This is a genomic window from Streptomyces sp. Alt3 (assembly GCF_030719215.1).
GTDB lineage: Bacteria > Actinomycetota > Actinomycetes > Streptomycetales > Streptomycetaceae > Streptomyces > Streptomyces glycanivorans.
On sequence record NZ_CP120983.1, the window covers coordinates 1,513,395 to 1,526,986 of the forward strand.

General features: G+C 72.8%; 11 protein-coding genes and 1 pseudogene. 7 read left to right on the top strand and 5 right to left on the bottom strand.

Annotation, left to right across the window (positions count from 1 at the left end; translation table 11 throughout):
- Positions 1–54 precede the first annotated feature (54 nt).
- On the top strand, positions 55–441 hold the full coding sequence (locus P8A20_RS06530; RefSeq protein ID WP_147961208.1) for a VOC family protein: 387 nt from the start codon (positions 55–57) through the stop codon (positions 439–441).
- A 15-nt stretch (positions 442–456) separates the two neighbouring features.
- Here P8A20_RS06530 and P8A20_RS06535 read toward each other — a convergent pair whose 3' ends face one another.
- The 4 genes from P8A20_RS06535 to P8A20_RS06550 form a co-directional block, all read right to left on the bottom strand.
- Positions 457–1,362 (bottom strand): LysR family transcriptional regulator, encoded by a 906-nt coding sequence (locus tag P8A20_RS06535; protein ID WP_306103054.1) that lies wholly within the window; start codon positions 1,360–1,362, stop codon positions 457–459.
- A 30-nt stretch (positions 1,363–1,392) separates the two neighbouring features.
- Positions 1,393–2,586, bottom strand: coding sequence for a glycine C-acetyltransferase (locus tag P8A20_RS06540; protein WP_147961206.1), 1,194 nt, complete (start codon positions 2,584–2,586; stop codon positions 1,393–1,395).
- Between the two features lie 42 nt (positions 2,587–2,628).
- Entirely contained in the window at positions 2,629–3,657 is a 1,029-nt protein-coding gene (gene tdh / locus P8A20_RS06545) for an L-threonine 3-dehydrogenase (protein WP_030124718.1), read from the bottom strand.
- A gap of 316 nt (positions 3,658–3,973) precedes the next feature.
- Positions 3,974–4,429 carry a MarR family winged helix-turn-helix transcriptional regulator gene (locus P8A20_RS06550; RefSeq protein ID WP_147961227.1) on the bottom strand — a complete coding sequence of 152 codons (456 nt, stop codon included), beginning with the start codon at positions 4,427–4,429 and terminating at the stop codon, positions 3,974–3,976.
- A gap of 149 nt (positions 4,430–4,578) precedes the next feature.
- On the opposite strand from P8A20_RS06550, the gene P8A20_RS06555 reads away from it, so the two are divergent.
- The gene (locus tag P8A20_RS06555) at positions 4,579–5,052 is read left to right on the top strand and encodes a MarR family winged helix-turn-helix transcriptional regulator (RefSeq protein WP_147961205.1); all 474 of its coding nucleotides are present in this window, start codon (positions 4,579–4,581) and stop codon (positions 5,050–5,052) included.
- A gap of 142 nt (positions 5,053–5,194) precedes the next feature.
- Positions 5,195–6,787: an MFS transporter gene (locus P8A20_RS06560; protein WP_147961204.1), complete on the top strand. Its 1,593-nt coding sequence runs from the start codon at positions 5,195–5,197 to the stop codon at positions 6,785–6,787.
- Between the two features lie 72 nt (positions 6,788–6,859).
- Here P8A20_RS06560 and P8A20_RS06565 read toward each other — a convergent pair.
- Positions 6,860–7,695 (bottom strand): annotated as a pseudogene (locus P8A20_RS06565) (alpha/beta fold hydrolase).
- Between the two features lie 361 nt (positions 7,696–8,056).
- Here P8A20_RS06565 and P8A20_RS06570 point away from each other — a divergent pair.
- From P8A20_RS06570 to P8A20_RS06585, 4 genes are all read left to right on the top strand, one after another.
- Positions 8,057–10,471, top strand: coding sequence for a GTPase-associated protein 1-related protein (locus P8A20_RS06570; protein WP_147961202.1), 2,415 nt, complete (start codon positions 8,057–8,059; stop codon positions 10,469–10,471).
- A 95-nt stretch (positions 10,472–10,566) separates the two neighbouring features.
- On the top strand, positions 10,567–11,043 hold the full coding sequence (locus tag P8A20_RS06575; protein ID WP_147961201.1) for a hypothetical protein: 477 nt from the start codon (positions 10,567–10,569) through the stop codon (positions 11,041–11,043).
- A 198-nt stretch (positions 11,044–11,241) separates the two neighbouring features.
- Complete coding sequence (locus P8A20_RS06580; protein WP_147961200.1) at positions 11,242–11,964, top strand: GntR family transcriptional regulator; 723 nt, start codon at positions 11,242–11,244, stop codon at positions 11,962–11,964.
- A gap of 305 nt (positions 11,965–12,269) precedes the next feature.
- Positions 12,270–13,559 carry an amidohydrolase family protein gene (locus tag P8A20_RS06585; protein ID WP_147959980.1) on the top strand — a complete coding sequence of 430 codons (1,290 nt, stop codon included), beginning with the start codon at positions 12,270–12,272 and terminating at the stop codon, positions 13,557–13,559.
- The last annotated feature ends 33 nt before the right edge of the window (positions 13,560–13,592 follow it).

Sequence of the window (13,592 nt, forward strand, 5' to 3'; positions counted from 1 at the left end):
TATAACGCACACATGGTCCGTGCTGCTTCCGCACCGCCGAGGACGAGGATCCCCATGTCCCACATCGCTCTGGTCACGCTGGTCGTCCGCGACTACGACGAGGCTCTCTCCTTCTACACCGACGCCCTCGGGTTCGAGCTGGTGGAGGACACGGACCGGGGCGACGGCTCCCGCTGGGTGGTGGTCCGTCCCCGGGGCACGTCCGGTACCGGTCTGCTCCTGGCGCGCGCCAAGGACGAGGCCCAGCTCGGGAGCGTCGGGGCGCAGACCGGCGGCCGGGTCGGATTCTTCCTGCACACGGAGGACTTCGCGGGTGACCACGAGCGGATGCGGGCGGCCGGGGTCCGCTTCCTGGAGGAGCCGCGGCACGAGACGTACGGCTCCGTCGCCGTCTTCGAGGACCTGTACGGCAACCGGTGGGACCTGCTTCAGCCGGCGTGACGTCGCGCCCGGACGTCAGACGGGCCCCGCCGCCGCGCGCAGCGCCTCCAGGACAGGCTTGATCAGCGGATGCCCCTCGGCCCCCTGCCGCACGGCGGCGAAGACCCGCCGCGTCGGGGCGGCGCCCTCCACCGGCCGTACGACGACGTCGCCGAGGTCCGTGCCGCGCAGCGCCGAGCGTGGCACGAGTGCCACCCCGGCGCCCGCCCCGGCCAAGGCGACCACGGCGTGGAAGTCGTCGGACGAGTGCTCCAGCGAGGGCTCGAAACCGGCGTACTCGCAGGCCAGGACCACCACGTCGTGGCAGGGGTTGCCCGGGTACGGACCGATCCAGGTGTCCTCGGCGAGATCGGCGACGGCGACGTGGTCCTGGCCCGCCAGACGGTGGCCGACCGGCAGGACCGCGTCGAAGGGCTCGGAGTACAGCGGCACCCGGGTCAGCCGGCGGTCGTCGTCACCGGGCGCGCCACGGTATTCGACGGCCACGGCCACATCCACCTGACGGTCCAGCACCATCGGCACGCTGGCGTCGCCCTCGGCGTCCTGGACCCGGACCCGGATTCCGGGCGCCGTGCGGGTGAGCTCGGCGATCGCGGGCGCGAGGACGAGCCCGATGCCTGTGGCGAACGCGGCGACGGTGACCTTCCCGGCCACACCCGCGCCGTAGTCGGCGAGCTCCGCCTCGGCCCGCTCCAGCTGGGCGAGGACGGCGTTGGCGTGGGTCAGCAGGATCTCCCCGGCGGCGGTCAGCCGGGCGCCGCGCGCCCCGCGCTCGACCAGTCTGTGTCCGGTCTCCTGCTCCAGGACGGCGAGCTGCTGGGAGACGGCCGAAGGGGTCAGGTACAGCGCGGCGGCTGCGGCGGTCACCGTGCGGTGGTCGGCCACCGCACGGAGGATGCGCAGCCGCCGTGCATCGATCATGCGCTCATTGTCCCAGCTCGCGGGGCGGTTCTACGCCTCCAGCGCGGCCCGTGCGCCGACGAAGGCGTCCACGGCGCGGTTGACGTCCTCGGTGGAGTGCGCGGCGGAGAGCTGGACGCGGATGCGGGCGGCCCCCTGCGGGACGACGGGGTAGGAGAACCCGATCACGTACACCCCGCGTTCGAGCAGCAGCTCCGCCATCCTGCTCGCCTTCGCCGCGTCCCCGATCATCACGGGGGCGATGGCGTGATCGCCGGGCAGTATGTCGAAGCCCTCCTCGGTCATCCGGGAGCGGAACAGCGCGGTGTTGGCGGCGAGCCGCTCGCGCAGGTCGCCCGCGGACTCCAGCAGGTCGATGACCTTGAGGGAGGCGGCGGCGATGACCGGGGCGAGGGAGTTGGAGAAGAGGTACGGACGGGAGCGCTGGCGCAGCAGCGCGACGATCTCGGCGCGCGCGGCGACGTAACCGCCGGAAGCGCCGCCCAGCGCCTTGCCGAGGGTGCCGGTGATGATGTCCACCCGGTCCATGACCCCGTGCAGTTCGGGGGTGCCCCGGCCGCCGGGGCCGACGAAGCCGACGGCGTGCGAGTCGTCGACCATGACCATGGCGTCGTAGCGGTCGGCCAGGTCGCAGATCTCGGCGAGCGGGGCGACGTAACCGTCCATGGAGAAGACGCCGTCGGTGACGACGAGGCGGCGGCGCGCCCCGGACGCCTCCTTGAGCTGCTGCTCCAGGTCCGCCATGTCGCGGTTGGCGTAGCGGTGGCGCTTCGCCTTGGAGAGGCGGATGCCGTCGATGATGGAGGCGTGGTTGAGGGCGTCGGAGATCACCGCGTCCTCGGGGCCCAGCAGCGTCTCGAAGACTCCGCCGTTGGCGTCGAAGCAGGAGGAGTAGAGGATCGTGTCCTCCTGGCCGAGGAAGGCCGAGAGCCGCTGCTCGAGCTCCTTGTGGACCTCCTGGGTGCCGCAGATGAAGCGGACGGACGCGAGTCCGTAGCCCCAGCGGTCCAGCGCCTCGTGGGCGGCGGCGACGACCTCGGGGTGGTCGGCGAGGCCCAGGTAGTTGTTGGCGCAGAAGTTCAGCACCTCACCCGCGCGGCCCCCGGCGGTGACGGCGACCGTGGCGGACTGCGGGGTGCCGATGACCCGCTCGGGCTTCTGGAGTCCGGCGTCACGGATCTCGTCGAGGGTGATGCGCAGGTCGTCGCGTACGGAATCGAACATGAAGGGTGTCTCCCAGGTGGATACGGGTGCGTACGAGGAGCTTCAGGCGGCCCAGTCGAGAAGAACCTTGCCACCGAGTCCGCTCGCGGCGTCGTCGAACGCGGCTTCGAAGTCGCGGTAGCCGTACCGGCCGGTGATCACGGGCGCGAGGTCGAGCCCGCCCTCCAGGAGCACGGACATGGCGTACCAGGTCTCGTACATTTCACGGCCGTAGATCCCCTTGATCGTCAGCATGGAGGTGACGACCCGGGACCAGTCGACGGGGAATTCGGCGGAGGGCAGTCCGAGCATCGCGATGCGGCCGCCGTGCGTCATGTTCGCGATCATGTCCCGCATGGCCTCGGGGCGGCCGGACATCTCCAGGCCGATGTCGAAGCCCTCGCGCAGACCGAGCCTGCGCTGGCCGTCGGCGATGGTCTCGCCCGAGACGTTCAGGGCGAGGTCGACGCCGACCTTCCTCGCCAGGTCGAGACGGGCCTCGCTGACGTCGGTGATGGCGACGTTGCGGGCGCCCGCGTGACGCGCCACGGCGGCCGCCATGATGCCGATCGGGCCCGCGCCGGTGATCAGCACGTCCTCGCCGACCAGGGGGAAGGACAGGGCGGTGTGCACGGCGTTGCCGAACGGGTCGAAGATCGCGGCGACGTCGAGGTCGACCTTGTCCCGGTGCACCCAGACGTTCGAGGCGGGCAGCGCCAGGTACTCGGCGAACGCACCGTCCCTGCCGACCCCGAGTCCGAGGGTGGAGCGGCACAGGTGCCGGCGCCCGGCGAGGCAGTTGCGGCACTTCCCGCAGACCAGGTGACCCTCACCGCTGACCAGGTCACCGACCTTGATGTCGACGACGTCCGCGCCGATCCCGGCGACCTCGCCGACGAACTCGTGGCCCAGGACGAGTGGCGTGCGCACGGCCTGCTGCGCCCAGCCGTCGTAGTCGCGGATGTGCAGGTCCGTACCGCAGATCCCGGTGCGGAGGACCTTGATCAGCACGTCCCCGGGGCCGGTCTCCGGCTCGGGCACGTCCATCAGCCACAGTCCCGGCTCGGCCTTGTGCTTCACGAGTGCCTTCACGGCTGCGGCTCCCTGTACCTGGTGCGGGGCGGACCCCCGTTCCCGGGCATGCCGAGGAACGGCCTGCGGCCCGGGGGTGCGGGGGGGATACGACGGACGGGACAGGGCGAACCGCCTGTCGGCGCGCTCTCTGCCGTCACCGAGAAATGTGCCGTACCCGGCGCTCCAGGTCCATCGAGGATTTCTTAAGCGCGGCCGTAGATCCTCTTCAGGCCCGCCGGGAGACGCCGGGCACCGCCGCCCTGGCCGACGAGTCCACGGCTCGCGCGGCAGGCCGGGGCCGGCTCCCCCGGGCCCTCCGGCGCCGGTCCTCGCTTCAGGGCCGCGGCCAGGGACGCCCGTCGAGGTTCTCGATGTCGCTGTTGAGGCGCTTGAGATACGCGGCGAGGACGGCGACCTCGTCGGGCGACCACCCGGCCATCACCCGCTCCAGACCGCTGATGTTCTCCGCACGTTCCGCGTCGAGGCCGGCCTCACCCGCAGAGGTGATGCGGAACTTGCGGGCGATGCCCCCATCGGGGTCGGGAATGCGCTCGACGAGACCCGCCCGCAGCATGGCGGCGGTCTGCCGGTTCAGGGTTGAGGCGTCCAGCCCGAAGGCCTCGCTGAGCTGCCCGATGGACATCGGCCCCTGCACGCGGATCCGGCTCAGCAGCGTGTACGCACTGCGGTCGAGGCGCCCACCGCCCCGCCTCGACCGGGGCGCGCCGAGCTGGAGGTGCCTGCCCAGCAGCATCGTCTCGAACTCGATCAGGTGCGTCGGCTTGTCCATCGCCTGAGTCACGGGCCAGGTCCTTCTCTCGACCGCCTGAGCGGTGCCGCGGGGCTCTCAACGGCACGTATACCACCCGGAGGCCGGTCCGGTTGACGCGGCATTCAGGTATTTTGACATAGCTATTATTCCGTACCTATGCTGCCGGGGTGCCCGACCCCACCGCACCCGCCCAGGACATCGACCGCGTAGCCTCCGCGCTCGTGGCGTCCCTGCCTGCGCTTTACCGGGGTCTGGAGCGGAAGGTGGCGCAGGAGTTCCCGCATCCCCGGCTCCCCGACGGCCAGTTGGCGCTGCTGTTCCTCGTGGAGGAGCGCGAGGGGATCACCGTCCGCGAGTCGGCCGAAGCCCTGGTGATGAAGCCGAACAACGTCAGCGCGCTCGTCTCCCAGCTCACCGGCCTCGGGCTGCTGGAGCGCAGGCGGGACCCGGACGACAAGCGGATCGCCCACCTGCACCCGACGCCCACCGCCCGCGAGCGGCTCGCCGCGGCGCGGGCACTCAAGGAAGCACACATGGCGCGCGCGCTGCACACCCTCACCGAGGGGCAGCTCGACGCTCTCGGAGCGGCCCTGGGCGCACTGGCGTCACTGGACGGCCGCCTCCACTCCCCCGCCGGCTGACTTCCCCCGCCCGGCACTGCCGCGGCCGGGTCTCCCGGCCTGCTGCTGCCGGGTGCCCTCATGCGCGACGACCACGGTGCGGTCGTCGCGCCCCGGCGCGTCTCCTCCCGTCGTACCGACGTTTCACAGACAAGGCTCACCCATGTCCTCCACCACCGTGGACACCTCCTCCCTGCCCGAGAGCAGTCCACCGGACGCGCCGAGGGGCAGGCGCACCAATCCCTGGCTGACGCTGATCGCCGTCGCCATCGGCCTGTTCATGGTCAACCTCGACGGCTCCGTCGTCGCGATCGCCAACCCGGAGATCGGCCGGGACCTCGACGCGTCCACCGCCGACCTGCAGTGGGTCACCAACGCTTATCTGATAGCCATGGCCGCCCTGTTGATCCTGGGCGGCAAGCTCGGTGACCGCCTCGGACGGCACACGGTCTACATGGTCGGCACCGTGGGCTTCACCCTGGCCTCGGTGGCCATCGGGCTGTCGGGCTCGATCGAGGGCGTGATCGCCTTCCGCGCCGCCCAGGGACTCTTCGCCGCCCTGCTGATCCCCAACACCCTCGGGCTGCTGCGCGCGGTCTTCCCGCCCCGCAAGTTCGGTATGGCCGTCGGCCTGTGGGCCATGGTGGCGTCCTGCTCCACCGCGCTCGGACCGATCGTGGGCGGCCTGCTCATCGAGCACGTCAACTGGCAGTCGGTCTTCTGGATCAACGCCCCGATCGGCCTCTTCGCACTGGTCTTCAGCCTGTTCGTGCTCCCGAGGAGCAAGGACTCCACCGGACACCACCGCTTCGACGTCCCCGGCGTGATCCTGCTCGCCGTCGGTCTGGTCGCCCTGATCTTCGGCGTGGTCAAGGGGGAGACCTGGGGCTGGACCTCCGGCGGAACGCTGGGATCGATCGCCGCGGGCCTGGCCGTGCTGGTCGTCTTCTGCTGGTACGAGACCCGGCAGGAGCACCCGCTGCTGCCGATGCGCCTCTTCCGCAACCGTTCGCTGACCATCGGCACGATCGTCACCGCGATCAACTTCTTCGTGATGCTGGGCGTCATCTTCTTCGTGATGCTGTACCTGCAGAACGTGCGGGGCTTCTCCCCGGTCGAGGCCGGTGTCCGCACCCTGCCGTTCAGCCTTGCCACCGTGGTGGCGGCGCCGCTCGGCGCCGCCCTGACGCAGCGCTTCGGCCCGCGGGTCACGATGCCGCTCGGCATGGTCCTCCAGGCGGCGGCCTCCCTGTGGATGCTGACCTGGGACGCCGGATCTGCGTTCGCCGCGATGTGGCCGCCGTTCCTCGCCATCGGTCTCGGGGTCGGCATGGTGATGTCGGCGTCCTCCGACGCCATCGTCGGCAACGCCCCGCGCAGGGACGGCGGTGTCGCGGGCGGGCTCCAGGCAACCTCGCTGCAGATCGGCGGCGCCCTCGGCACGTCCGTACTGGTGTCGCTGATCAGCGGCAAGGTCGGCTCGACCCTCACCGGCGAGCTGACGTCCGCCGGTGTCCCGGCGGACGCGGCGGCGGGCTTCGAGGAGGCCAAGGACGCGGTGTCCATGGGTGTCTCGCCCGTGTCGGCCGACATGCCCGCGCAGCTGAGGGCCGCCGTGATCGAGGGCAGCGGCAACGCGTTCATGAACGGTGTGCACTCCGCCGTGATCGTCACAGCGGTCCTGTGTGCCGTCGGCGCGCTGCTGGCCGGTTTCGGCATGCGCCGCGCCTCCGGACCGGAGGTCACCAAGGTCTGAGGGCACGCCCGTTGCCACCCGGCCGGGTACGGGAGTGCGTCCGGAGGGCGCCCCGTGCCCGGCCGGCCCTCGTCACGGCAGCGGCAGGAACGCCTTGACGGCCTCGGCCAGCCGCTGCGGCTGGTCCTCGGGGATGAGCGTGTAGCTGTCGGCGATCTCCACGAGTTCGCCCCGGGGCAGCAGGTCCGCCAGCCGTCGGCCGTGGGCCGGCGGCATGACCTTGTCCTCGGCCGCCCAGACGACGAGCGCGGGCCGGTCGAACGTGCGCAACGCCTCGGCCCAAGCGAGGAGTTCGTCCTTGGGCGGCACCCCGAGCACATAGGCCCGCAGGTCCTTCCGGATCGCGGCGGAGGTCCACAGCGGCCGGAACCAGTCGTCCATCACGTCGTGCGGGACCGGCCGCTTGCTCATCCACCCCCAGGTCGGGGAAGCCGGCGCAGCGGCCTCAGCTTCAGCAGGGCGAAGGCGAGCCGCAGCCCGCCCGGCACCTTGGCCGCGGTGTACAGATTGCGGCCGGGCAGACCCGGCGGGAAGTTGTCGAACGCCTCGCAGGACGTGATCACCAGTCTGCCGATCCGCCGGTCCCTGCCTTCCGCGACGAGCGCCTGCGCGCCGCCCCAGTCGCTCATCACCAGGGTGACGTCGTGGAGGTCCAGCGCCTCAAGGAACTCGCCCACCAGGTGGGCGACTCCGAGGACCGTGAGGTCGGCGTCGGGGCGCATGGGTCTGCGGTGGCCGCCCAGCGGCAGCGTGGGCACCACGCACCGGTATCCGGGGCCCAGCCCGGCGACGACGTGACGCCAGAGCGAACCGTTCATCGCGACCCCGTGGAGCAGGACCACGACGGGCCCCTCACCGCCCGTGTCCTCGTACTCCACCACTCCCGCGGAAAGCGTCACCTCGGTCATGGACTCCAACCTAAGGGCTGTCCCGCAATCCGTGGTGGATCAGCGCACGGCGTCAGATGCGGTGCATCGCAAGGCGGAGGGATGCTCGCATACTGGATGTATTCGGGCGTTCCGACAACGCGGCGAGGTGCCGTAGCTGTCGTCGTGCGCCCGCCAGGGATTTCGGGACAGCCCTCAGTGCGCCCGCCGACGCCGCGCGGCCCAACGGGGCGTCAGGGCTTGATAGCGTCGCCCGCACGACTACGGAAAGCTCCCCGCCGGGGTCGTCGCTCCGCCGGGCCGGGCCGCACCGACAGGGCGGCGAGCGGCGGCCGGTGCGTGTGACGGGGACGCACGTGGCAGGGACGATGAGGGCCTACGCATGAGCCTCCCGCAGTTGCACTACACCTCCGTGGCGTCCGGGGACGAGGTGCCCGCCGGCCGGTTCACCGCGGTGGATCCCGCGATAGCCGGGCCGGTGCGCGCGGAGGCCGCGCCGCTCCTGGCGTACGACGCCCCGGAGGGCACTCCCGGCCGGCTCACCGACGCCCGGATCCGCTCGCTGCCGGTGGCCTTCGGCTTCGCCGCGCTCTCCGACGGCAGTCATCTCCTCAGCCGTACGGTCGCCACGGGCGCGGGCGGGTTCCACGCACACGCCGTGCTCCTCCCGCCGGGTGCGCCGATACCCGGCCGGGTCCTCCCGGTCGCCGCGTGGGGGGCCGCCGGGTGGCTGTCCGCGACACCCGGCCGCATGCTGTCCGATCCGCTGACCACGATGTCGGGCGCGCCCGGCCCGGCCCAGGGGCTCACCAGGGAGGGGCTCGGCGACTTCGCCGTGGCCCGCAGTCCCTGGATCGCCGCCGTGCTCAGCGATCTGCGCCGGGTGAGCGAGGACCCGTCCGCGCCGCGGGTCGTCCTCGTGGAGCGGCAGAGCGCGGACGTGGCCCGCTGGGTCGCCCTGGCCACCGCCGTGCTGCCCCGGGAGCACGCCGAGCGGCTGACCTTCACCACGTACACCCGCGACCCCGGGCGCAGGGCGCACCAGGTCATCGGTGTCCTCCCGGAGGACGCCCCCGACATCAGCGATCCGCGGTTCCGGGTCCACACCGCCTCGGGTCCGCGCCCCTCCGGGTCGGTGGCCGACGCCTGGGCGGGGACCGCCGCCCGGATCTGGCGCAGCCGGTCCCCCGAGCTCTTCCGGGAGGCGGCGGAACTTCCGGGGGAACCGTTCGCCGCCGGGCCGCTGGCCGTCACGGCCCTCGGCGCCGGCATCGCGCTCGGGTCCGCTGAGCGGGCCGCGGCGGCCGACTGGGCGGCCGAGCGGCCCTACGCGCTGGACGAGAAGCGGACCCTGCAGCTGACGGACGCCCTGACCGCGCCCGCCGACGACCGTACGGCCGCGGAGTGCGCGGCGGCCCTGCGTCTGCTGACGGCGCTCGACGGCCGCTGTCCGGCCGCTGTCACGGCTCCGCTGGCCGCGTTGCTGGTGACGGAGGCGGTGCGGGGCGACGACGTGGACCTGGAGCCTCCTGCCCGTTCGGCGTTCGAGGAGCCCGCCGGGGAGCGCGCCCTCGCCGCGCTGGTCGAGGAACTCGGCGACGAGCTGCTGGCCGAACTCGCCGCCGGGGTGCCCCGGAGCGTCGCACGGACCGTGCAGCTGCTGAGGATCGTCCGGCTCCTGGGCGTCGACTGCTCGGAGCTGCTCCCGGCAGTCGTCGGGCGGCTGGCCCGCGCACTGCTCGACGATCCGGAGGCGGGCGGCTCCCGCGCACTGCTGGACCTGCTGGACGAGCAGTTCGACGTCCGTACGGCGCTCCTCGGTGAGCTGGACCGGCTCGCCCCCGACCACCCTTCGGACACGGAGCGGCTGCTGGTGCGGGTGGCGCTGCCGTTCACGGGCACACAGGCTCTGCCGCATCTGCGGATGTGCGCCGAGGCACCCGGCGCGAAGGCGCGGGGCACGGACCGGGTGGCGGTCCTGCACACGGTGCTGCGCGCGGCGGGGATGTCCCCGTTCGCCGAGCCGCTGGTGCTTCGGACCGCCGTCGGCCTGGTGTGGGGCGGGGACACGCCGACGGCTGGCGAGGCCAGGACGCTGCTGGGCGAGACCACCTCCGACGCCCACCGGACGGCGGGCACCTGGTCGAACCTGGTCGACGCCGCGCTCGCCGCTCCCTTCGACGACGAGGACGCCACCGAACTCGCCCACGACCTGCTGCGCGGCTTCCCGCAGGAGCTGGGCACCCAGGTGCGCGCCCGCCTGATGCTGCTGGACTTCGCGCGCGAGCTGCGCTCGGGTGCTCCGGAAGCGGGCTGGACCGACCGCGCGCGGACGCTGCGGGCCCGCGCCGAACCGGCCGGCCCCCTTCCCCTGGAGCACGCCTTCGGCGCCCTGGCCGAGCGGCTGCTGGCTCCCGGGCGGCCGGGGGAGGAGCTGTACGCGTTCGTGCACAGCGGGGACGAGGACCTGATCGCGGCGTACGGCACCGCCGCCCGCCGTGAAGCGGTTCTGGCACTGCTGGGGGCGGATCCCGTGTACGTCGCGGACTGCTTCACCGTGTGGAACGCCCACCCGCACGCGGGCGCCGAGTGGACCCGGACCAGGACCGGCCTGCTGGATGAGGTGCTGCGCCCCGTCGTGCGGGGCCTGTCCCCGGAAGGCCTCGCTGCGGTGGAGCAGGCCGTGGAGGCCGAGGGGAACAGCCGGACCCTCGACGCGTTCCGTGCCTGGAACCGGCCCTCCCGCTCCCTGGGCCGCCTCGGCAGACGCATAGCCGGGCGGGTGCGCAGAGGGTGACGAGGTCGTCGGACACACCGCACGGCAGGTACCGTGGAGCGTTCTGATCTCGTGTGCCTCCTGGCGGGCTGCGTGACATCCCAGGAGGAGACGGCATGACGACGAACCGCGGACGCAAGGACGTGATCCGGGACCGGATGGCCTCGACCGGCGAGTCGTACAACGTCGCCGCGCGGAACCTGAAGGCGATGAAGGACACGGCCGCCACCCGCGAGGCCCGGCTGATCCAGCGGTGGCTGCCCGCGGAGACGCTGGACGTGCCGTGTCCGTGTGGCGGTACGTGCGAGCCCGGCGAGACGTGCGACCACTGTCACGCCCGGCACCGGCACGTGAAGCGCTACCCGGGCAGCGTCACGGACGTGGAGGCCTGGGCCGACCGCTACGAGTGCATGGGCTGTTCCTCCTCGTACACACTGACCATCCACCTGGCGGGGCGGCCCTGGGGCGTGGCCGAGACCGTGGTGCGGGGAGGGTCGGCCGAGGAGGTCGTGCTGGCCCGGGTGTTCCCCGGGGTGGTGCACCCGTTGCTGCGCGCCGAGGTGGCCTCGGAGTCCGGGCCTGACGAGGACTGAGGGCTGTCCCGTAATCTCCGGTGGATCAGCGCGCGGCGTCAGATGCGGTGCATCGCAAGGCGGAGGGACACCCGCATACTGGACGTATTCGGGAGTTCCGACAACGCGGCGAGGTGCCGTAGCTGTCGTCGTGCGCCCGCCGGGGATTGCGGGACAGCACTTGGGTTCGTTCGTCCGGACCACGCCGGGCGGGCACGGATGAAGGCGGAACAGGTGGCGGACGGAAGCGGGGCCGGCCCGGCGGTCCGCGACAGCGGCCCGGGTGCTCCGGCGGCGACGGGACCGGCCTCACTCAGCGCACGGGCGCGTGAGGCCGTCCTGCAGCGCATCGTCGACAGGCGTTACGCGCAGGGCGCCCGCCTCGTCGAGCGTGAGGTCGCCGAGGAGCTCAGCATGTCCCGCGTGCCCGTGCGCGAGGCGCTGCGTGCGCTGGTCGCGGAGGGCCTGCTGGAGCTGCTCCCCCACAGCGGCGTCCGCGTCCGGCGCCTCGAGTACACCGATGTCGAGCACCTGTACGAGGTCTGGGAGCCCCTCGCGGTCCAGGCGTCACGGCTCGCGGCACGTGCCGTGGCGGCTGGCGACACCCGGGGACCGGCCGGTCTGCGGGCCACCCTCGGCCAGGCCGAGTCGGCCGCCGCGTCGGACGAGGGGACGCGTGAGGTGGCCGCCCACACGGCCTTCCACGACGGCGTCGTGGCGATGTCGGGCAACCCTCTGCTCGTACGCACCATGGAGCAGCTGAGCTGGCAGCTCCGGCTGCTCTTCGGCATGCGCGAGGAACCCGCGCACATGCGGGCCCAGCACGCGGAGATGTACCGGCACATCTGCGCCGGCGACGCGGAGGCCGCGGCGGCCAGCACGCTGCTGCACGTGCGGGACAGCAGGGCGGTCGCCCTGCGTTCCCTGTTCGGCGACGCCTGAACGGGACCGCACGGATCGGCGACGTCTGCACGGGACCGCACGGATCGGCGACGTCTGCACGGGACCGCACGGATCGGCGACGTCTGCACGGGACCGCACGGATCGGCGACGTCTGCACGGGACCGCACGGCCGGATCGGCAGGCAGCCGGTATACCAAGGTGATCCAACCATGCGCGCGACCTGCGGGTCCAGGTACCGATACCTGGGCAATCAACCTGTTCACCGACACAATCCTTGATCGTCGCCCGAGCCTTGGTATACAAACTGGGAAAGCCATCGGCCCCCCTCCCCCCAAGGAGCCCTCATGTGCGTCGAAGCCCTCCCCCCGCCGTCCGGCAGGCTGACCCGCCGCGGCATCCTGGCCGGCGCCGCCGCGCTCGCCGGGACAGTGGCCGCGGCCGCTCCGGCGGTGTCCGCGGACCGTGACGCGGCCCCGGCCCGGACCGCCCCGGGCGCCGCCGAGCGGGCCGCCGGCCTCGTCATCCGGGGCGGCACCCTGCTCGACCCGGCGACCGGCGAGGTCACCGAGAACGCCGTCGTCGTCATCCGGGACGGGACGGTGCGCGCGGCGGGCCCGCGGGGATCCGTGAGCGTGCCGGACGGAGCCGAGGTCCTGGAGGCGCACGGCCGCTGGGTCCTGCCCGGCCTGGTGGACGCGCACATCCACCTGAGCACGGCAGCCGAGGCCCGTGACGCCGTCCGCCAGGGGGCGACCAGCGCGCGCAGCGGATCCACGTCGTTCTACCAGGACATCGCCGTACGCGAACTCGCCCGGCACAGCCCGGATCTCGCGCCCCGGCTGACCGCCGCGGGCGTCTTCGTCACCCCGGACCTCGGCGAGACCGTGCTCGCCGACCCGGACCTCACCCCGCTCGCCCGGCTGAAGGACGGCGTCCGCTCGGCCGAGGCGCTGCGCCGCGTGGTCGAGGTGAACATCGCCAGGGGCGCGGACGTGATCAAGACGCGGGTCAACGAGCGCGCCGGACTGCCCGAGCAGGACCCGCTCACCCAGGTGTACTCGCACGAGCAGCTCTCCGAGATCGTCACCGCGGCCCGGCGCAGGGGGAAGGGCGTGCTCTGCCACAGCTACAGCGAGCAGGGCTGCCACGACGCCGTCACCGCCGGCATCCGCTCCCTGGAGCACGGCGCGTTCGTCGGGGAGCGCACCCTGGCCGAAATGCGCCGCAGGGGTACGTACTTCACGCCCACGCTCACCGCCATCGCCGGCCTGGCCCAGTCATCCGACCCGGTCCTCGCGGAGCGGGGGCGCACCTACCTCCCGGTGCTGAAGCGCGCGGTCCTCGCGGCACACGAACTCGGGGTCCCGCTCGCCGCGGGGACCGACTCCTCGGGCGGCACGGTGCGTCCGATCGGCCGTGAGGTGGAACTGATGCGCGCCGCCGGGCTGCCCGCGCTCGACGCGATCCGCACCGCCACGACCGGCGCGGCCCGCCTCCTCGGGCTGGAGCGCACGGTGGGCCGTCTCGCGCGAGGTTTCGCGGGCGACGCGGTCCTCCTCGACGGGGACCCGCTGGCCGACGTCTCCGTCCTCACGCGGCCGGTACGGGTGGTCAGGGCCGGCATCGCCCTCTGAACCACCGGCCCCGCACGGCCCGTCCTCGATTCC